This is a genomic window from Acidisoma sp. C75, from assembly GCF_054665095.1.
The window spans coordinates 168,341-187,425 of record NZ_BAAFHD010000006.1; the positions used below are offsets into that span (position 1 = coordinate 168,341).

General features: G+C 67.1%; 15 protein-coding genes. 5 read left to right on the top strand and 10 right to left on the bottom strand.

What is annotated here, in order from left to right; genetic code table 11:
• The first annotated feature begins 1 nt into the window (after position 1).
• Positions 2-799, top strand: a complete 798-nt coding sequence (eutC, locus tag ACYQ7X_RS10080; RefSeq protein WP_459696883.1) for an ethanolamine ammonia-lyase subunit EutC — start codon at positions 2-4, stop codon at positions 797-799.
• Here the strand turns inward: eutC and ACYQ7X_RS10085 are convergent.
• The 9 genes from ACYQ7X_RS10085 to ACYQ7X_RS10125 form a co-directional block, all read right to left on the bottom strand.
• Positions 768-2,288, bottom strand: a complete 1,521-nt coding sequence (locus ACYQ7X_RS10085; RefSeq protein WP_459696884.1) for a hypothetical protein — start codon at positions 2,286-2,288, stop codon at positions 768-770. The genes eutC and ACYQ7X_RS10085 overlap by 32 nt on opposite strands.
• Before the next feature lie 38 nt (positions 2,289-2,326).
• A complete protein-coding gene (locus ACYQ7X_RS10090; protein WP_459696885.1) occupies positions 2,327-5,653 on the bottom strand; it encodes a class I SAM-dependent methyltransferase in 3,327 nt (1,108 codons plus the stop codon).
• 139 nt (positions 5,654-5,792) lie between these two features.
• On the bottom strand, positions 5,793-6,389 hold the full coding sequence (locus ACYQ7X_RS10095; protein WP_459696886.1) for a hypothetical protein: 597 nt from the start codon (positions 6,387-6,389) through the stop codon (positions 5,793-5,795).
• Between the two features lie 140 nt (positions 6,390-6,529).
• Positions 6,530-7,534: an ABC transporter ATP-binding protein gene (locus ACYQ7X_RS10100; protein WP_459696887.1), complete on the bottom strand. Its 1,005-nt coding sequence runs from the start codon at positions 7,532-7,534 to the stop codon at positions 6,530-6,532.
• A 20-nt stretch (positions 7,535-7,554) separates the two neighbouring features.
• Positions 7,555-8,520 carry an ABC transporter ATP-binding protein gene (locus ACYQ7X_RS10105; protein ID WP_459696888.1) on the bottom strand — a complete coding sequence of 322 codons (966 nt, stop codon included), beginning with the start codon at positions 8,518-8,520 and terminating at the stop codon, positions 7,555-7,557.
• Entirely contained in the window at positions 8,520-9,452 is a 933-nt protein-coding gene (locus ACYQ7X_RS10110; RefSeq protein WP_459696889.1) for an ABC transporter permease, read from the bottom strand. Before ACYQ7X_RS10110 ends, ACYQ7X_RS10105 begins: the two co-directional genes overlap by 1 nt.
• Positions 9,449-10,432, bottom strand: coding sequence for an ABC transporter permease (locus ACYQ7X_RS10115; protein ID WP_459696890.1), 984 nt, complete (start codon positions 10,430-10,432; stop codon positions 9,449-9,451). Before ACYQ7X_RS10115 ends, ACYQ7X_RS10110 begins: the two co-directional genes overlap by 4 nt.
• A 158-nt stretch (positions 10,433-10,590) precedes the next feature.
• Positions 10,591-12,246: an ABC transporter substrate-binding protein gene (locus ACYQ7X_RS10120; protein ID WP_459696891.1), complete on the bottom strand. Its 1,656-nt coding sequence runs from the start codon at positions 12,244-12,246 to the stop codon at positions 10,591-10,593.
• Between the two features lie 73 nt (positions 12,247-12,319).
• Positions 12,320-13,105 carry an SDR family NAD(P)-dependent oxidoreductase gene (locus tag ACYQ7X_RS10125; RefSeq protein WP_459696892.1) on the bottom strand — a complete coding sequence of 262 codons (786 nt, stop codon included), beginning with the start codon at positions 13,103-13,105 and terminating at the stop codon, positions 12,320-12,322.
• Positions 13,106-13,248: 143 nt separating this feature from the next.
• Between ACYQ7X_RS10125 and ACYQ7X_RS10130 the strand changes: the two genes are divergently transcribed.
• From ACYQ7X_RS10130 to ACYQ7X_RS10145, 4 genes are read left to right on the top strand one after another with little or no spacing between them, the layout of a single operon-like run.
• Positions 13,249-14,088 carry a DeoR/GlpR family DNA-binding transcription regulator gene (locus ACYQ7X_RS10130; protein WP_459696893.1) on the top strand — a complete coding sequence of 280 codons (840 nt, stop codon included), beginning with the start codon at positions 13,249-13,251 and terminating at the stop codon, positions 14,086-14,088.
• A gap of 53 nt (positions 14,089-14,141) precedes the next feature.
• The gene (locus ACYQ7X_RS10135) at positions 14,142-14,939 is read left to right on the top strand and encodes a BtpA/SgcQ family protein (RefSeq protein WP_459696894.1); all 798 of its coding nucleotides are present in this window, start codon (positions 14,142-14,144) and stop codon (positions 14,937-14,939) included.
• 12 nt (positions 14,940-14,951) lie between these two features.
• Positions 14,952-16,466, top strand: a complete 1,515-nt coding sequence (locus tag ACYQ7X_RS10140; protein WP_459696895.1) for an FGGY-family carbohydrate kinase — start codon at positions 14,952-14,954, stop codon at positions 16,464-16,466.
• A gap of 57 nt (positions 16,467-16,523) precedes the next feature.
• On the top strand, positions 16,524-17,786 hold the full coding sequence (locus ACYQ7X_RS10145; protein WP_459696896.1) for an NAD(P)/FAD-dependent oxidoreductase: 1,263 nt from the start codon (positions 16,524-16,526) through the stop codon (positions 17,784-17,786).
• A gap of 28 nt (positions 17,787-17,814) precedes the next feature.
• Here the strand turns inward: ACYQ7X_RS10145 and ACYQ7X_RS10150 are convergent, their stop codons facing one another.
• A complete protein-coding gene (locus tag ACYQ7X_RS10150) occupies positions 17,815-18,903 on the bottom strand; it encodes an AI-2E family transporter (RefSeq protein ID WP_459696897.1) in 1,089 nt (362 codons plus the stop codon).
• Positions 18,904-19,085: the final 182 nt, after the last annotated feature.

Sequence of the window (19,085 nt, forward strand, 5' to 3'; positions counted from 1 at the left end):
CATGGCCGAGGAGGATCGATTCGCCCATCTCCGCCGCTTTACCGCCGCCCGCATCGGCCTGCGCCGCAGCGGCCCGGGTATCGCCACCACCGACCACCTCGCTTTTCGCGCCGCCCATGCGCTCGCCCGCGATGCGGTGCAGGCGCCCCTCGATCTCGCGGCGCTGGAGATGGCGCTCGCCCCGCTCGGCCTGCCGGTGATCCGGGTGGCGAGCCAGGCGGCGGATCAGCAGACGCATCTGACGCGGCCGGATCTGGGCCGCTTGCTCCACGATGCCTCGGCTGCGGCGCTCAGCGCGGCGCCGCAAGGGGCAGAGATCGCCGTGCTGGTGGCCGGCGGGCTTTCGGCGCTCGCCACCGCGAGCCATGCGGCAGATCTCCTCCGCCTGCTGCTCCCCGGCTGGCAGGGCCAAGGGCGAAGCCTCGGGCCGATCTGCATCGCGCCGCATGGCCGCGTCGCCCTCGGCGATGCGGTGGGGGCCTGCCTCGGCGCGCGCTCGGTCGTCGTGCTCATCGGCGAAAGACCGGGGCTCACCGCCCCCGACAGCCTCGGCGCCTATCTCACCCTGGCGCCTCGCCCCGGCCGCACGGATGCAGATCGCAACTGCATCTCCAACATCCGGCCCGAGGGCATGGCGCTGGCCGAAGCGGCGCGCCGTATCCTCTGGTTGACCGACCAGGCTTTGACCCGGGGCCTGAGCGGCGTCGGTCTCAAGGATGAAAGCGATGCGCCGGCACTGGCGGCTGAGACCGCCGCCGCGCCCATGCTCAACGATCGCGGGCAAGCGGGCAAAGCGTGAGCGAATTAGCGTCGAGATTGGAGGTGACGACCGTGCAGGGAGATGTGCGGTGCAGCCCGTAGCGCGCCAGGGTTGCATCATCCATCGCTTTGAGCGGGGGAAAGGCGAGACCCCAGAGCGGGCCTGTCGCTGAGCCGATGGCCGCGGCGACCTGCTCATTGAGCAGGGATTTCTGCCCCGGCGCGACGATGTTGTTGTTGGCACCGACGAAGCGGACGCTCGGCGGCTCGAAGGCCGCGACATAGGCCATCGGCGCGTCATCCAATAGGATGACGAGCGCATTCGGCGGGAGCCGCGGCGCTCGAACATCGACGGCGCGCGGGCCCGGTGGAGCTCGCCCCCAATCCGGATAAAGTGTGGTCAACCCGCAGAGCAGCGCAAGGCAGATCGTTCCGGCCCAGAGGGAAAGCGGGCGCCGGCCGGTGGTATCCAAGCTCCTCCAGGCGAGGACAAGCGTGGTCGCCGTCAGCATCTCGATCGTCGCGAGATAGCGAAAGATTGCGAACAGCTCTTCCCAGAGGCAGTAGGAGACGATGAAGAAGGCCGTGAGCATCGCGGCCTTCGGCTCGATCTTCTGGCGCCGCAGCCAGGGCACGACAGCCGTGGCGATGAGCATGACGAGGGCAAGGGCGAAGCGCGGATCGCGCATCGGCATTTCGGTCACGCGTGGTGTGGCGCTCCACGCCCAATAGGCGGGGTAGAAGACCGTCTCGATCAGACCATGCGGCTTGAACCGATCATCGCTCATGGCGAGCGGCAGGTAATCGGGAGAATGGAATATCTGGTTGAAAAACGGGAAGAGCGGGCTGTGGTAGCGCGTCTCCAGGGTGATCCACCAGGGTGCCGCGATGAGGAAGCTGCCGAGCAGGCCGCCGATCGCGAAATGCCCGAGAGCCCGCCATTTCACCGGGGCGGGAAGCGGCGTGAGCAGCGCGGCCGCTGCCCCGCCGATGCAGAAGGGCAGGCTGGTGAGTTTGAAGCCGGCGGCAATGCCGAGCAGCAGACCCGCCATGCCGAGGCGGCGCGACGGCCTGCCGGCATCGCTCGCGATGAGGATCAGTAGCAGCCCCGCGAGGGAAAAGCAGGCGGGTATGCTCTCGCTGCTCGATGTCGCGATGGTCGGCCATCCGGCGGCCCCCGTCGCGCCGATGAGCGTGATGAGGATCGCGAGCACGAGACGCGCCGGCATCGCACGCGGCAGGAAGAGGCAGGTGATGAGAAAGGCAAGAAAGGCGGCGATCGCCGTCGGCACGCTCATCACCGCGTTGAACAAGCCCGGAAAGCCGTTCAGGACATGGCGGACGCCGTAGCTGATCAGATCGAGCTGGGGCGCGAGGAAGGTCTGTTCCTGCGCCGGCACGAGATCGAACCCGAACTTGCCGTGCAGCACGGCGAAGGGATTGTAGAGGTGGTAGTTCCTCAAATCCCAGCCGGCATCCGGGCCGAGCCGCGAAGCATAAAGCCCGAAGCCCAGAACGAAGACGAGCAAGACGGCAAGGGGGCGCCCCGGCTTTGGCCGCATGAACGTCAGGCGGGGCCGGCCGCGGTTTTGGCCGAGGGCGATGGCGGGGTCAGAATATCCCGCACCCGCTGGGCGAAGACCTCCTCCCCGTATTCCCTCCGCACGCGCGCCTGCGCCGCCGCCTGGATCGCAGCCCAGCGCTCTTCGCTCTCATGCAGGCCGAGGCAGGCTTCCGCGAATTCCTCCGCCGTATCGGCCGCCCTCATCTCGACCCCCGGCTCCCAGAGCAGCTGTTCGGCCATCAGGCGGGTGCCGACGACGGGGATGCCGGCCGCTCCGGCTTCGATGATCTTGAGCGGAACGCCCGCCGCGAAATGCACCGGCGCGATGAAGACCCGCGCCGCATCATAGGCCGGCCCCAGATCCTCGACCGGGCCGAGCAGCTGCACCCCGGGCGCCTCCAGTGCCGCGTGATCGGGATGCAGTTGGCCGATGATGGAGAGCCGCGCTACCGGTAATGCGCGCCGGATCAGCGGCCAGACTGCGCGGACGAACCAGGTGAGGCCGACCCAGTTGGGCGAGTCCTGCTCGCGCAGGCGGCCGACGAACAGGAAGCTGGATCGCTCCGCCCAAGCCGGTGGCTGCTCCCGGCAGGGGATCGTATGCGCCAGCACATGCACCGGCACACCGAAGCGGGCGAAGCGGCGGGCCTCCGCCTCATTCACGCAGAGGATCGCGTCTGCCTTCCGCGCCAGAGCCAGTTCCTCGGTGATCATCGCCTCTGCCTCGGCTGCAGGCAGCGGATGGCCTTCGAACTTCGCCCGTGCGATCACGCGGCTGGCGGCGAGGGCCTCGGAATCATAGATCAGGCGGCTGCCCTCCAGCAGATCGGGCTCGGCCGCCAGATAGCCGCGCACCAGGGTCATGTTTTCCGGCCGGCTGATCAGGATGGTATCGTAAAAGCCGCGCCTTTCCCGCAGGAAGGAGAGGAAGCCCTCGGCCGTTTCGCCGTGGTCGCTGACGATTTCGACGTCGCGCGGGACTTCGCGCCAGGCGGCCTGCCAATCGACCGAGGCCATATGCAGCGGGAAGAGGGTGACCGCCCAGCCGGCGCGCACGGCCGCGGCCAGCATCGCGCGCGCGCGGGGATAGCCCGCGCCACCCGAGCTGAACGGCACCTCATTGTCGATCACCAGCAGGCGGGGCTTGGGCCAGGCGGCGGCGCGGCGGGCGGCCAGCACGGGCAGACCGTCCGGCATCAGATGCGTGCGGCGGAGCGGTCCGGCGTGGCGCTCCCGAAACAGCGCCTGGTTGCGCCGCATGGCGAGCGTGCTGTCGCCCCCGGCGGCTTCGCTGCCGAATTCGAAATGGTCGATCACCACCGCCGGATCATAGACCACGCGGAAGCCGGCGGTCTGCAGCCGCAGGCAGAGGTCGGTCTCCTCGTAATAAGCGGGAGCGAAGGCCGGCTCGAAGCCGCCTAGCTGCTGCCAGAGAGACCGTCGCACGAGCAGGCAGGCCCCCGAGCAGTAATCGACATCGCGGCGGAACATGGCGGGATAGGCGTCCTCCGCCGCGCCCCTGAGATAGCCGAGGCAACTGCCATCGGCCCAGACGATGCTGCCCGCTTCCTGCAAGCGGCCGGAGGGCAGGATGATGCGGGCGCCGACCGCGCCGATATCGGGGGCCGAATCGAGTGTCTCCAGGGCGGCGTGCAGGCTGCCCGGGCGGAGCACAGCATCATTGTTGAGGAGCAGGATGGCGCGGCCGCGGGCCGCCGCCGCGGCTTGGTTACAGCCGCGCAGAAAGCCCAGGTTCTCCGGGCTGCGGATGATGCGCGCGCCCTCCAGCCTTTCGAGCAGGGCGGGTGTCTCGTCGGTGGATCCGTTATCGAGCAGGATCACCTCGCAACTCGGCCCCGTGGCGGCGGCGATGGCCCGCAGGCAGCGGAGGGTGAGATGCGCCTGGTTCCATAGAATGAGGATGATGGAGATCTCGGGGGCCTCGGCTTCCGGAAACCGCAGGCGCGTATCCGAGGCCATGAAGTCCGCCAATTCGCGGCGCGCAGCCGTGGTCAGCCGCGCCTTCTCGTCCGGCGGCGGCGGCGCATTGCGGGCGTCGAGCTGCGCTTGCCGTCGCGCCGCGAGCCGCTGCGGCAGGCGCAGCGTTACGCTCCACCAGAAGAGCTTGGCGCCGCCGAGGAGGAGACGCCGCAAGCGAGGGTGGCGGCCAAGCTGCTGACGGAGCGGCTCGCTCCGCCGCCAGAAGGTGGAGTTGCGGATCGCCTCCAGCTCCTGGCGTAAGGCGTCCCGTTCGGCCGCAAGCCCCGGTGCGGTGCTGGCCGGCCCCTCGAGCAGCCGGATATTCTGCTCCAGAACCCGCACCTTGCCTTGCAGAGCGAGCGCGTGATCGGCGATCGTCTCCGACACCGCGGCCGCCGAGGCCAGGGCCTCGCGCGCCTGTTCTTCCGCATCGGCGAGCCTCCGGCTTTGCTCGGCCAGGGCCTCGCGCATCGCCTCCCGCTCACGGGCGGCCTCCGCCAGCGCCGCATCGAGCGCCGCAATCCGTTGCTCCCGTGCCGCCCCTTCCGCTGCCTGCTGTTCGGTCACGCGCCGCTGGTCCACCACGTCCTGGCGGAGGTAGCCTGCTTCCGCCTTGGCGCGGTCAGCTTCACGCTGGAGAAAGAAGGCGCGGCCAAGGCGGGCGTAGCTATGCTGAATAAGGGCGCGCTCCGCCTCGTTCGCGTAAACGAGCGGCTTGAGGCCGTCTGGGATCTCGGGCCCCGGGGCCAGTACGCCAAGCCCGTGGCCGTGCAGGAATTCGAAGGACGGGTAGCGGGCCTGCAGCTCCGCCCAGAGCCGCCAGACCCCGAAATCGCGCTCCCGCACGTTGGTATCGTGGAAAATCACCACCCCCCGGGGTGAGAGCTTGGGCGCCCAGGTCGTGAAATCCTCCAGCACATCACCATAGCCGTGCCGCCCGTCGATATGCAGCAGGTCGATGCTGCCATCGGGGAAATAGGGCAGGGCCTGGGCGAAATAGCAGCGCATGAGAGTGGAGAAATCGCTGTAATGACGCTCGTGCACGTCCGAGACAGCGGCAAAGATCTCGTTGCCGTAGAAGCCCGCATGCTCGTCGCCTTCCCAGCTGTCGATGGCGTAGCACGCGGTGCCGAGGCCGAGCGTCTTTACCGCCTGGCAGGCGCAGAAATACGAGAAGCCATTATGGCTGCCGAGTTCGACGAAGCTGCGCGGCCGAAGTGCATCGACCAGCCAGAAGGCGAAAGGTCCGTGTTCGAGCCAGGCCGAGTCGACGATGTGATCGGCCGTCCAGAAGGAGGCCGGGCTGAGGCAGGGGGCCACCCGCGGCGAGGCGAGGGATGGCTCGGGCACTTGGAGATCTGAGGGCAAAGCTCTCGGTCCGGATGTTGCTCACGACAGGCGAGAAGGGCCTTAGCGGTGGCGGGCGCCGGCTGGAAGCCACCCTGCGGCGCGCGCCCGCCGCGAAGGCCCTGCGGATCGGGCGCCGCCCTTAGGCTCCGCCGCCCGGCTGCACAGCGACCGAGACGCTTTGCAGATAGTCGAGCCGGACCTTGTCTCCCGCCTTCAGTTTGCGGGCGAAGTTCTGAAGGGCCGGGTCCGCGATGGCGATCGTACGCTTCTCACCGGCGGCGTTGGTGAAGGTAACGGTGTGGGCGCGGCGATCGATGCTATCGATCTGCACGACCGCGGATACCGTGATGAAGGCGCCGCCGCCCGGCATAGCGCCCAGCGCCGCGCGCCGCGCCCCGGCGATGCCGGCGGGTGCCGCCAGCGGCTCGGCCGGAGCGGCGACCGCTACGGCGACTGCCCGTCGGAACGTGAGGGAGAGCCGATCCCCGGAATGGATCTGGTTGAAGTTGCGCACGGCCGGCCCCGCGACAAGCGTGACCAGCCGGCCTCGCGGCCCGCTCAGCAGGATCTGGCGCGTTGTCGGATCGACCGTTTCGACAATCGCGACCATGTGGGCCGTGCGCGCGACGATCATCGGAGCGGGGGAGGCGGCCTGGGCCGCGCTGGGCAGCGCCCCGGCGCCACAGGCGATCATCAGTGCCCCAGTGATGCCGATCAGGAATGGGCGAATACGCATCTTTGCCTGCTCCTTGCCGATGCCGGCGACATGGCCTGGCCCGGGAGATCGTTACGAGAGGCATCTGACATAGCGGAAAATCCGCCCAGCTGCCAGCCGCCAGCCGCCGAGGGGGCGGTCAGGGCGCCGGGGCGGGCTTTTCAGGCGGTGGCGGCAGGCGCCGTCACGTGGCAGGCGGCGGCATGCCCTGGCGCGACGGTCGCCAGCGTCGGCGTCACCGAGCCGCAGATCGGCAGCGCGAGCGGGCAGCGCCAGCGAAAGCGGCAGCCCGCGCCGGGATTGACGACGCGCGGCGGCTCGCCCGTATCTGCGGCCGAGAGGGTGATGGGCGCGCGAGGATCGGGCACGGCCGAGAGCAGCAGCCGCGTATAGGGGTGAACGGGCGCCCGCAGCACTTCCTCGGCGGGGCCGGCCTCCGCTACCTGGCCGGCATACATCACCATGATTCGATGCGCGACATAGCGGGCGCTTGCGATATCGTGGGTGATGTAGAGAAAGGAGATGCCTTCCTCCGCGCAGAGCTGCGCCATGAGGTTGAGCACGCCGATGCGGATGGAGACATCGAGCATCGACACCGGCTCGTCCGCCAACACGAGCTTCGGCTTGTAGGAAAGCGCCTGGGCGAAGCCCACGCGCTGCCGCTGGCCGCCGCTCATCTCATGCGGATATTTCGCCATCACCGGGCGCGCCGGGGCGAGGCCTACCGCCTCCAGCACGCGGACGGCTTCTGCCTCGCGCCCGGCGGCGGAAAGCTCCGGCCGATGCAGGATGAGGCCGCGATCGAGCAGATAGCCGATGGTATGCACGGGGTTGAGGGAGGCGAAGGGATCTTGCAGCACCATCGGCACCGCGCCGCGATAGGCGAGCAGATCCCGGCGGGAGCGCACGGCGCGGAGCGACTTGCCATGAAACAGGATCTCGCCCGCGGTCGGCTCATAGACCTTGGCGAGCAGCCGGGCGATGGTGCTTTTGCCGCTGCCGCTTTCACCCACCACGGCGAGGATCTCGCCCGGATGAATGGCAAGATCCACCGCATCGACCGCATGCAGGGTGCGGCTGCTGAACAGGCCGCCAATGCGGAAATGCCGGGTGAGGCGCCGCGCCTCGAGAAGTGGCGCCGCCTCCGCCGCGATGGTCGGGGTCACGCTCGGTTCCATATCCACGGTCACGCCGCCTCGCTTTCGAACAAGAGGCAGCGCGATTGCGTCTCCCCGCTCGGGAAGAGCAGCGGTTCGACCTCCGCGCAGCGCGCCATGGCGGAGGGGCAGCGCGGGTGGAAGCGGCAGCCGGAGGGGAGATCCGTCAGGCTCGGCGGCGTGCCGGGAATGCCGCGCAGGGGCAGCCGCGGCCCGAAGACGGAGGGGAAGCTTTCCAGAAGCCCCCGCGTATAGGGGTGGCGCGGCGCTGCGAAGAGCGGGCGCGTCGGCCCGATTTCGACGATCTTGCCGGCATACATGACGGCGAGACGGTCCGAAAAATGCCCGACGAGAGACATGTCATGCGTCACGAAAATCACCGCGAAGCCGAGCTGGCGCTGCAATTCCTTGATTTGGACCATGAGCGAGCGCTGCGCGACGACATCAAGGGCGGAGGTCGGCTCGTCCATAACGATGAGATCGGGCGAGAGGAGCAGCGCCATCGCGATCATCACGCGCTGGCGCATGCCGCCGGAAAGCTGGTGCGGGAAGCTTTTGAGATGGACCGCATCGATCCCGACGAGGGCGAGCACCGTGCGCCCGCGCGCCGCGATCTCTGCGCGGGACGCGGTGCCGTGCGCGCGCATCGCATCTTCGAACTGCGCTTCGACTGTCTTGACGGGATTGAGCGCATTCATCGCGCTTTGCATGACGACGGAATAATCCCGCCAGCGCAGAGAGCGAAGCGCGCGGTCGCTCAGCTGCACGAGGTTTTGCCCTTTGAAGAGCACCGAGCCGCTGACGAGTTGCGCAGGCGGGCTCAGCAATTGCGCGATGGCGAAGAGCATGGTGGATTTGCCGCAACCCGATTCACCGACGACGCCCAGAAACTCCCCGCGGCGGAGGGTGAAGCTCACATGGTCCACGGCGCGCGCAGGACGCCCCGCGGTTGCATAGTCCACAACGAGATCGGAAACGTCGAGGATATCGTCCATCAGCCGGCTCGCCTCATCCGAAAGCGGCGGCGCTTCTCGCGCACCGGCTTGAGCATCGGGTTGCTGATCTCGTCGAAGGCGTAGTTGAGCAGCGCGAAGGCGCCGCCGAGCACCGCGATGCCGAGGCCGGGAGCGATGGCCCAGAGCGGGATGCCCGCCTGCAGTGCCTCGTTGTTCTGCGCCCAATAGAGCATCGTGCCCCAGCTGTTGGTGTTGACATTGCCGAGGCCGACGAATTGCAAACCCGCCGCCGTCAGAATCGCATAGACCGAGGCGCCGAGGAAATTCGCGACCAGGAGCGAGACCATGTTGGGCAGAATCTCATGCGTGATGATGCGCGGGGTCCGCTCGCCACGTAGCCGCGCGGCGGTCAGAAAATCCCGGTTGCGGAGCGACAGCACCTGAGCGCGCAACTGCCGCGCGCCGTAGGACCATCCGGTGAGAACGAGCACCGCGATGATCATGAGATTGCCGCCCGACTTGGAATAGGCGGCCAGAACGATGACCAGCGGGAAGGCCGGGATGACCAGGAACACGTCGGTGATCATCGAGAGGATGCCGTCCGCGGTGCCGCCCAGATAGCCGGCGGTAACGCCGAGGATGGCCGAGAGGATGGTCGACAGGAAGCCAGCGACGACGGCGATGAGCAGCGAGTTGCGCGCTCCCCAGACGAATTGCGCGAAGATATCCTGCCCGTAGGAGGTCGTCCCCAGCCAGTTCTGTGCCGAAGGCCCCTGGCCCGGCATGAAAACCTCGGCATTGGGGTCTCCCGGGGCGATGATGCCAGGTATCAGCGCCATCACCAGGCAGAGCAGCAGCAGGATGGCGCCGGCCAGAGCCTTGCGATTGCCGAGAATGGCGAGCGCCATCCGGCGAAGCCCCTGCAGGCCCGGCAACCCGCGCCGCGCCGGCAACTCGCCAACCCCGCTCATGACTGGCCCCGCGTGCGGGGATCGAGCAGAACGGTAACGCCATCGACCACCAGCACCGCGATCAACACCGCCAGTGTGATGAACAGAAACAGCGTCTGCATCAGCGGGAAATCCTCGTTGACCACGGCTTGCAGCATCATGTAGCCGACCCCCGGATAGGAGAAGACGTATTCGACGAGGATGGCGCCGCTGACGACGAAACCGAGCGACATGCCGAAGCCGCTGAGGTTGGGCAGGATGGCATTGCGCCCGGCATAATCGAACATGATGCGGGCGGGAGAGAGGCCCTTCGCGCGGGCCATGCGGACGTAATCCTCGTTCAGGGTCATGATCATGTTGTTGCGCATCGTCAGGATCCAGCCGCCGATGGAGGTGAGCACGATCGTCGCGGCGGGCAGGATGGCGTGGCGGGCGACATCCCAGGCGAAGCTCCAGCTCAGCGTGATGGCGACCCCGTTGGTATAGCCGAAGCCGGTGGGAAGCCAGCCGAGCGAGATCGAGAAGACAAGGATGCCGACGAGAGCGATCCAGAAATAGGGGAAGGCCGAGAGGATAATGAAGAGCGGCGGCAGGATGCTGTCGAACCAGCCGCCGCGCGTCCATGCGCCGATCATGCCGATGAGCGTGCCGAGCAGGAAGGCGATGATGGTGGTGAGGCCAACGAGGCCGAGCGTCCAGGGAAGAGCCGTCAGCACCACTTGGCTGACGGCATCCGGAAAGAAGGTGAGCGAGCGGCCGAAATTCCCGGTGAAGCTATTACCGATATAGGCGATGTATTGCGCAAGCAGGCTCCGGCCGGAATTCACCCCGAAGGCGACTTCCATGGCATGCAGCGAGGAGCCGTTCAGCCGGCCGTGGAAACGCGCCATCATGGCGAGGGCGGGGTTGCCCGGCATCAGGCGGGGCAGGAAGAAATTCACCGTCATCGCCGCCCAGAGGGTTACGAGAAAGAAGCCGAGCCGGCGAAGGATGAAGCGCATCTCAGAGGCTCTCGTGACCATGGGCTAAGCCCGGCGGGTGAGAAAAATCCGGCTCGGTGAGGAGGCCCACGCACAGGACGGCGGAGGCGCCGGGACGAGCTCCGCGCCGCCCCGGCATCGGATAGGAGGCGGCGCCGCGCCGCGCCGCCGGCGCCCCCTTATTTCTCATGCAGATGCAGAACGACAACCGCCCAATCCGGAATGGTATAGCCACCGAAAGGCTGGGCGTAGGGGTCTTGCGGCGTCGGCCAGCCGACGAACTGCTTGGTGGAATACTGGTCCCAATCCACCTGCTCCGTCACCGGGATCAGCGGCACCTCGTCCAGCAGCACTTTTTGCAGCTTGGACATGATGGCCTTCTGCTGGCTCTCATCCGTCGAACTCGCGTATTGATCGATCAGAGTATCCGTCTGCTTGCTGCTGTAGCGTTCCCAGTTCGTCGTGGCAGCCTTGCCGATCGGCGCCGTGGCGGGGCTATAGAGCCATTGGCGGAACTCGTAATAGGGGGTCGGGCCACCAGCTTCATACGCATAGGCAAGATCGAAATTGCCATTGGCGAGCCGCGCGAAATAATCGTTGCCGGCGAGATTTTCGATCGTCAGCTTGATCCCGACCGCCTTGAATTGCTGCGAGACGACCTGGAGCGCCGCCACCCAATCGGTATAGGCGCTCTGGTTGATGATGGTGAAGGCGAGCGGCTTGCCGTCCGGCGAGGTGAAATACCCATCTGCGCCGCGCTTGTAGCCGGCCTTCTCCAGGATCGCGATGGCCTTCTGCGGATTGTAGCTGTAGCCGGCCGCGTCGAGCTGTTTCTGATCGAGCCAGGAGGAGAAGGTGGGGGTCACGATCCCCGCCTGATTGGCCGGCGGCTCGTAACCATATTCGCCGATCATCGCGACGCGCTTCGCATCGAGGGCATAGACCATCGCCCGGCGGACATTGACGTCCTTGAGGATCGGATTCGTCTGGTTGATGAACATGGCGACATTCACCACCGGCGGATACCAGTAATGGTTGTCCTTGTCCTTCGAGAGGTATTCCGCCTTCAGGTTCGGGATGAATTGCCCACCCCATTGCGCCTGGCCGGTGGAAAGCGCCTGGTTGGCCGGCGGGTTGGTGGTGAAGGCCGGGTATTCGATGCGCGCGATCTTCGGCAGGCCGGGCTGCCAGTAGTTCGGGTTCCGCGCGTAGCTGACATCCTGCGGCGTGCACCGCGCGATGGTGAAGGGGCCGGTGCCGATCGGATGAGCATCCTGATAGGTCATCGGGTCTTTGACCTTGGACCAGATGTGCTCCGGCACGATCCCGACCTGGTCGGCGATGTAGTAAAAGAACGGCACCGAAGGCGCGTTGAAGGTAAAGACGACCTTGTCGACACCCTGCTGGGCAACGCTCTTGAGCGCGGACCAGACCGTATTGAGATCGAGCCCGGGATACTTCTTGAGCATGGTGAAGGTGAACACGACATCGGCCGCCGTGAAGGGCGTGCCGTCCGTCCACTTCACGCCCTTGCGGATGGTGAAGGTAAGAACGGTATTGTTGTCGCTCCAGGCATAATCGGTGGCGAGCCAGGGCGTGGTCTTGCCGTTCTGCAGCGTGTTGACGAAGGCGAGCGTCTCGTAGATCGGCCCGACGGACAGGAAGTTCGAGCTGGAATTGTAGGGGCTGAAGCCGCAGGTCCAGAGGAACTGGGCGTCCGAGATCGTCAAGGTGCCGCCATCACTCGCGGCGCGGGCGGCGCCCGGTGCCACGCTCAGCGCGGTGCCCATACCCAACGCACCGATAAACGCCATCAGCCAATGCCTATTCGCCATGGTACTCTCCCGAGATCAGAACATTGCACTATCAAGGCACGCCGGGGCTTGCGCTTGCCGCAGGCCGGATCACTCACGTCATATAGACACCGCCCGTCACGTTGATCGCCTGGCCCGTCATGAAGCCTGCGGCATCGGACAGCAGAAAAGCGACGACGCCGGCCACGTCCTCCGGCTCCTCGATGCGCCCGAGCGGGGTTTGGGCGATATAGTCCTGCAGCACCGCTTCCGGCGTCATGCCGCGCAACTCGGCTTCCCACACCGCCTCGCGGGACTGCATGCCGGTGCGAACGAAGCCCGGGCATACCGCGTTCACGCGGATGCCGTGCCGCGCCATTTCGCGCGCCAGGGCCTGCGTCCAACCGATGACGGCGAACTTGCTGGCGGAGTAATGGGCGAGAAGCGGCGCGCCGACTTTCGCGGCGAGCGACGCGGTATTGCAGATCGCGCCGCGGATGCCGTGTTTGAGGAAATGCTGGCAGGCCGCCTGGTTGGTGAGGAAGACGCCGCGGCTATTGACGTTGAAGTTGAAGTCCCAATCGGCATCGGTGATGTCGAGCGCGGGCTTCATGGTCGAAACGCCGGCATTGGCGACCACGCGGTCGATACCGCCAAAGGCCGCGGCTACGGTTTCGAATGCGGCGAAGACGCTGGCGCGCTGCGTCACATCCATCTGAACCGCGATCGCGCTCTCCCCGATCCCGGCGGCAGCGCGCGCCGCGGCCGCATGGTCGATATCGGCGATGGCGAGCCGCATGCCCTGGGCGGCGAGGGCGCGGGCGATCGCATGGCCTATTCCAGTCGCGGCGCCGGTGATCAGCGCCGTCTTGCCTGCCAGGTCGCTCCCAATCGGTCTCATGGGCTCCATGCTCTCGCATCGCTCAGCTATGTCACAAGACCATAACAGTCCGGCAACGCCAGTCAAACAAAAACTAACACAAAGTTTGTGTGAATGTGATCGTTTGTGTTGTGTGCTGGTGATCTGCCCGCTAGGATAAGCTCATGACGCGCAAAATGAGCCAAGGCATGCCGGCGCCGGATGGAGCGGCGCTTCCCATTCCGCCGGCGCCGGCGGGCGCCCGCCGGGTGGCGTTGCATCGCCTCGTGCAGGAGCAAGGTTTCGTCTCTGTCGCCGATGTCGCGCGCGAGGTCGGCATTTCCGAGATGACGGTGCGGCGCGATCTCGAAATGCTCGAGCGCGAGGGGTTGGTGCAGCGCTCGCACGGGGGCGCGGTGCCGATGCCGGCGAACGCTGTCATCCAGATCGAACCATCCTACGCCGCGCGGCGGGATCTCAACGCCGCGGCGAAGCAAAGGATCGCGGCGCGCGCCGCGGCCCTGGTGCTGCCTGGCCAGGCCATCGGCCTCGATACCGGATCGACCGTTGCCTATCTCGCGGGCGAGCTTGCCGATCGCGAGGAACTGAAAATCGTCACCAACAGCCTGCAAACCATTCTGGCGATGCCGCAACCGATCCTTCCCGAGGTCTTTCTGCTCGGCGGCCGCTTGCGCCCGCGCGAGGGATCGCTCTGTGGCGGCATCACCCACCAGCAGTTGAACGGCCATTGGTTCGATTGGTTCTTCATGGGCGTCTGCGGCATCGATGCCGAGGGCGTCTATGACTATTCGCCAGAGGATACCGAGGTCAAAACCATCTTCAGGCAGCAATCGAAGCGCGTCGCCGCCCTTTGCGACAGCAGCAAGTTCAACCGCAGATCCTTCGTTCGCATCTGCGGCTTCGAATCGCTCGATACCATCGTCACCGATGCGGCTCTACCGCCGGACATCGAGGCCGAGGCGAGAAACCACGCCGTGCGCGTGATCGTCGCCGAACAGTCCTAACCGATCGGGGCCGAGCGCCGAGCGCCGAGCCCGCACTTCAGGGAGAAAATTCCATGTTCGATTTCTTTGACGGCAAGAAGAAGGTCGTCATCGGCATGGTCCATATCGGCGCGCTGCCGGGCACTCCGCTCTACGATGAGAAGGGCGGCATGGCACGGCTGATCGAGAATGCCGCCGCCGATCTCGATGCGCTTCAGGCGGGTGGGGTCGATGCGGTGATGTTCGGGAACGAGAACGACCGCCCCTATTCGCTCAAGGCGCCTGTCGCCTCGGTCGCGGCGATGAGCGCGGTGATCGCGACCCTCAAGCATCAGATTCGGGTGCCGTTCGGCGTGAACTATCTCTGGGATCCGGTTGCGAGCGTCGCCCTCGCGGCGGCGACCGGCGCGCGCTTCGTGCGCGAGATCTTCACCGGCGTCTATGCCTCGGATATGGGGCTTTGGATGCCGGACTGTGACGCAGCCCTCAAGGCGCGTCGCAACCTCGATGTGCGCGATCTGAAGCTTCTGTTCAATATCAATGCGGAATTCGCCGCCCCCCTGGATACGCGGCCGCTGCCGCTCCGCGCGAGGAGCGCCGTCTTTTCGGCGCTGGCCGATGCGATCCTGGTGTCCGGCCCGATCACCGGGCAGGAGACCGATCAATCCGAGCTGAGCGGCGTTTGCGCCGCCGTGCGGGATGTGCCGGTATTCGCCAATACCGGCGTCAACATCCATAACGTCGCCGATATCCTGAGCGTGGCCGATGGCTGCGTCGTCGGCACGCATTTCAAGGTCGATGGCCATACCTGGAACGCGGTCGATCCCGCGCGGGTCGCGGCCTTCATGGCGAAGGTCGAGAGCTTGCGCTGAGGCCGGGCGCAGATGCCCGCCGTCATCGGCATCGATATCGGCACGACCTCGACGATCGGTATCCTGATAGACCTGCCGGGCCGGATTGTTCGGATCGTCTCCCGCCCGGTGGCGCTCATCGCGCGGCATCCCGGCTGGGCGGAGGAGAACCCTGCCGAATGGTGGGCAAATACTTGCGCAATCACGCGGGAGTTGCTCGGCGCCGAGCCTCGCCTCGCGGCCGACCTAGTGGCGATTGGGGTGAGCGGGATGGTGCCCGCGCTCGTTCTGCTGGACGAGGCGGGCGCGCTGCTCCGGCCCAGCATCCAGCAGAGCGATGGCCGCAGCAGCGCGGAGGTGGCGGGGCTCCGGCAGGAGGTGGACGAGGCGCGCTTCCTGCGCCGCACCGGCAATGGGCTGACGCAACAGATCATCGCCACCAAGCTCCGCTGGCTGGCGCGGCATGAGGCGGAGATTTTCGCGCGGATCGGCACCGTGTTCGGCTCGTACGACTTCATCAACTGGAAGCTGACCGGCGCGCGCAGGATCGAGCATAATTGGGCGCTGGAGGCCGGTTTCGTCGATCTGGCGGAAGGTGAGCTGGCGCCGGATCTCATCGCGCTCGCCGGCATCCGCCCCGAACATCTGCCCCCCATCGCCGAAAGCCATCGCGTGATCGGGCGGGTTTCTGCCGCGGCCGCGGCAGAAACCGGTCTGCCCGCCGGCTTGCCCGTGGTCGCGGGGGCGGCGGATCACGTCGCCTCGGCCTATGCGGCCGGGGTGATCGGCGAGGGAGACGTGCTGCTCAAATTCGGCGGCGCCGGCGATATCCTCATCGCGGCGGAGCATGCCGTGCCGGACCGCCGCATCTTCCTCGACCGGCATGTGGTGCCCGGCCTCTTCATGCCCAACGGTTGCATGGCGGCGACGGGGGCGATGCTGAACTGGATCGTCAGCGGTTTCGCGGGCGGAGCGGTGCGCGATCAGCCCCATCCGCATGCCGCCCTGGATGCCTTGGCGGCGGCGGTGCCGGCCGGCAGCGAGGGCGTGGTGATGCTGCCCTATCTGCTGGGCGAGAAAAGTCCCATCCAGGATCCCGCGGCGCGCGGCACCATCGCCGGCCTCAGCCTCAATCATGGCGTGGCGCATCTCTGGCGGGCGGCGCTGGAAAGCGTCGGCTACGGGTTTCTCCATCATATCGAGGTGTTCCGCGAACTCGGCTATCCGGTGCGTCGGCTGCTCGTCTCGGATGGCGGCTCGCAAAGCCGGATCTGGATGCAGATCGTGGCCGATATCCTGCAAATGCCGCTCCAGCGGCTCGAAGGCCATCCCGGCTCCTGCCTCGGCGCTGCCTGGGTCGCGGCCATGGGGGTCGGCGCGGCGGAGGATTGGGCGGGCGTCGGCGGGCTGGTGCGGCAGGGCGAGCTCATCATGCCCGATGGCGCGAAGGCCGCGGCCTATGCCGAAGGCTATCGGCGCTTCCGATCGCTCTACGATCAGCTCGCCCCCTGGTTCGCCGCCGGGGCGGCGGCCGCAGCGAATGCTTGATCGGGCGCGCGCCCGCATGTCAGGCTCGGCCCCTACTTTGGCATGAGAGGGAGCGCGATGGCTGGCACTGCCGAGGACGCGGACGTTCTTGTGCTGGGGGGTGGCATCGTCGGCGTGTCGATCGCCGTCCATCTGCAGATGCGTGGGCGGCAAACCCTGCTGGTCGATCGTCAGGCACCAGGCACCGGGACATCCTTCGGCAATGCTGGCCTTATCCAGCGCGAGGCGGTCTTTCCGCATCTGTTCCCGCGCGAGATGGGCGCCCTGATGGGCTATGCCTTCAATCTCCGCACGGAGGCGCATTACCACGCGCGGATGCTGCCGCATCTGCTCGGCCCCTTCGCCCGCTACTGGTACTATTCGGAGCCCGGGCGCTACATGGAGGTCTCGCGCAGCTATGCGCGCCTCATCGCCCATTGCGTGGAGGATCATCTGGCCCTGGCCGAGGCGGCGGAGGCACAGCCGCTGCTGCACCCCGGCGGTTGGACGATGGCGCATTCCCGGCCTGAGACTCTGGAAGAGGCCGTGCGGCAGGCGGAGATCGCGCATCGGGAATTCGGCGTGGACTATGCCGTGCTCGATCCTGCCGGCCTCGCCGAGGCCGAGCCGCATCTGCGCGCGGGCCTCGCCGGCGGCCTGCATTGGACGCAGCCGGTCGGTGTGCTCGATCCTCTGGCGCTGACCATGGCCTACCTCGCCCTGTTCGAGCGGCTGGGCGGGCGCGTCCGCACCGCCGATGCCCATAGCCTCGCGCGGGCAGGCGCTGGCTGGCGGGTGGCAGGCGGCGAGGGCGCGGCCTATACTGCGGGCGAGGCGGTGGTGGCGCTCGGCGCCTGGTCCCCCGATGTGACGCGCGGCTTCGGCTATGATCCGCCGATGTTCGTCAAGCGCGGCTACCACATGCACTACAGGCCGGAAGGCAACGCCTTCCTCAACCATGCGGTCTTCGATGTGGCGCATGGCTATATGCTGGCCCCCATGCGGCGCGGCGTGCGGCTGACGACGGGAGCGGAATTCGCGGATCGCGATGCCCCGCCGACCCCGGTGCAGCTCGACCGGGTGGAGCCGATGGCGCATGCGCTGATGCCTGGCCTCGGCACCCGGGCCGATCCGGAACCCTGGCTCGGCTCTCGCCCCTGCACGCCGGACATGCTGCCGATCATCGGCCCGGCACCCGGCCAGACGGGCCTGTGGTTCGCCTTCGGCCATGGCCATCAGGGCCTCACGCTCGGGCCGACGACGGGGCGGCTGCTCGCCGCGATGATGACGGGCGATGAGCCCTTCACCGATCCGGCGGCCTACCGGCCGGACCGGTTCTGAACCACCGCCCGGCGCACGGCGGGGGCGATCAGACCGGGCCTTCGCCCACCCATTCCCGCCAGAGCAGGATGAGCGCTGCCATGATCGCCGGCCCCAGAAACAGGCCGATGATCCCCCAGGCGCCGACGCCGCCCAGGATGCCGAGAAGAACCCAGAGAAAGGGCAGTTGCGTGGTGCCGCCGATCAGCACCGGGCGGACGAAATGGTCCGCGACGAAGGTGACGATCAGGCCGATGCAGAGCACGGCGATCGCCCAGCCAATCGCGCCCTTCGCCAGCAGCAGGAGCGTGACGACGGCAAAGACCGCGATCGAGGCGAAGGGGATCATCGCCGCGACGGCCGTGACCATGCCGAAGATGGTCGCCTGCGGCACCCCGGCGACGACATAGACGAGCCCGAGCAAGAGGCCCTCTGCGAGGCCGACGAGGACCAGCCCGTTCACCGTGCCATGCACCGAGTCGATCATCTGCTGGCCGATGCGCTCGCCGGTCGGGCCGAAGGCGCGGGTGGCCGCTTTCTGCATCTGCTGCACCAAGGGCTGGCCGCCGCGAAAGATGAAGAACAGCGCGAGGAGCGTGAAGACGAACGAGGTCAGCCGGTGGATCAGCGCTTCACCGAGATAGCGGCTGATCCCGGCGACGTGGCCGCCCGCTGTCCGCTGGACGAGCTTTTGCGCCCCGCCTGGGTTGCCGAGATTCTCCTGCCACCAACTGTCGAACTGGGCATGCGGGAAGGGCAGGCGCTGCAGCAGGGCGGGCTCCTGCAACCCATCCACCCGTGCGGCATGCAGCCATTCTGTGAAATTCTGGGCCTGATGCGCGATCTGCACGGCGACCAGCGCGATCGGCGCCACAAAGACCAGCGCGACGCCAAGGGTAAAGCCGGCGGGCAGCAGCAGATTGTGCCGCCCGGTGCCGAAGCGCCGCCCCGCTCGCGCGTAAGCCGGCCACAGGGCGATGGCGAAAATCGCCGCCCAGGCGAGGGCGGGGAGGAACTCCTTGAGCGTGAAGAGGCCAAGCACCAGAAGCCCGAGCGCCAGCGACGCCATGGCGATCTGCTGGGGCCGGGTAGCGGAGAGGGTGAAACGCGGGGGGCGCGCGGCCGGAATGTCGGTCATGTCTTGCCCTCTATAGCCTGGCTGCCGACCCAAGGGAAAAGGGGATGTCCCTGCATGGTCCGAGGCCTCTGCTGGCGCTTCCGATCACAGTCCTGTGATCCTAACGGCTGCCAATCCCCCTTTGCAACTCGACGCGCAGACACAAATAGGCTAGCGCTGACCGATCGGTCAGCGGGGGTGTT

Excerpts from the sequence above, each read along its gene's own strand:
- ACYQ7X_RS10120 (WP_459696891.1), bottom strand. The coding sequence starts at position 12,246 with ATGGCGAATAGGCATTGGCTGATGGCGTTTATCGGTGCGTTGGGTATG.
- ACYQ7X_RS10115 (WP_459696890.1), bottom strand. The coding sequence starts at position 10,432 with ATGCGCTTCATCCTTCGCCGGCTCGGCTTCTTTCTCGTAACCCTCTGG.
- ACYQ7X_RS10130 (WP_459696893.1), top strand. The coding sequence starts at position 13,249 with ATGACGCGCAAAATGAGCCAAGGCATGCCGGCGCCGGATGGAGCGGCG.
- ACYQ7X_RS10135 (WP_459696894.1), top strand. The coding sequence starts at position 14,142 with ATGTTCGATTTCTTTGACGGCAAGAAGAAGGTCGTCATCGGCATGGTC.
- ACYQ7X_RS10105 (WP_459696888.1), bottom strand. The coding sequence starts at position 8,520 with ATGGACGATATCCTCGACGTTTCCGATCTCGTTGTGGACTATGCAACC.
- ACYQ7X_RS10140 (WP_459696895.1), top strand. The coding sequence starts at position 14,952 with ATGCCCGCCGTCATCGGCATCGATATCGGCACGACCTCGACGATCGGT.
- ACYQ7X_RS10110 (WP_459696889.1), bottom strand. The coding sequence starts at position 9,452 with ATGAGCGGGGTTGGCGAGTTGCCGGCGCGGCGCGGGTTGCCGGGCCTG.
- ACYQ7X_RS10125 (WP_459696892.1), bottom strand. The coding sequence starts at position 13,105 with ATGAGACCGATTGGGAGCGACCTGGCAGGCAAGACGGCGCTGATCACC.
- ACYQ7X_RS10145 (WP_459696896.1), top strand. The coding sequence starts at position 16,524 with ATGGCTGGCACTGCCGAGGACGCGGACGTTCTTGTGCTGGGGGGTGGC.
- eutC (WP_459696883.1), top strand. The coding sequence starts at position 2 with ATGGCCGAGGAGGATCGATTCGCCCATCTCCGCCGCTTTACCGCCGCC.
- ACYQ7X_RS10150 (WP_459696897.1), bottom strand. The coding sequence starts at position 18,903 with ATGACCGACATTCCGGCCGCGCGCCCCCCGCGTTTCACCCTCTCCGCT.
- ACYQ7X_RS10095 (WP_459696886.1), bottom strand. The coding sequence starts at position 6,389 with ATGCGTATTCGCCCATTCCTGATCGGCATCACTGGGGCACTGATGATC.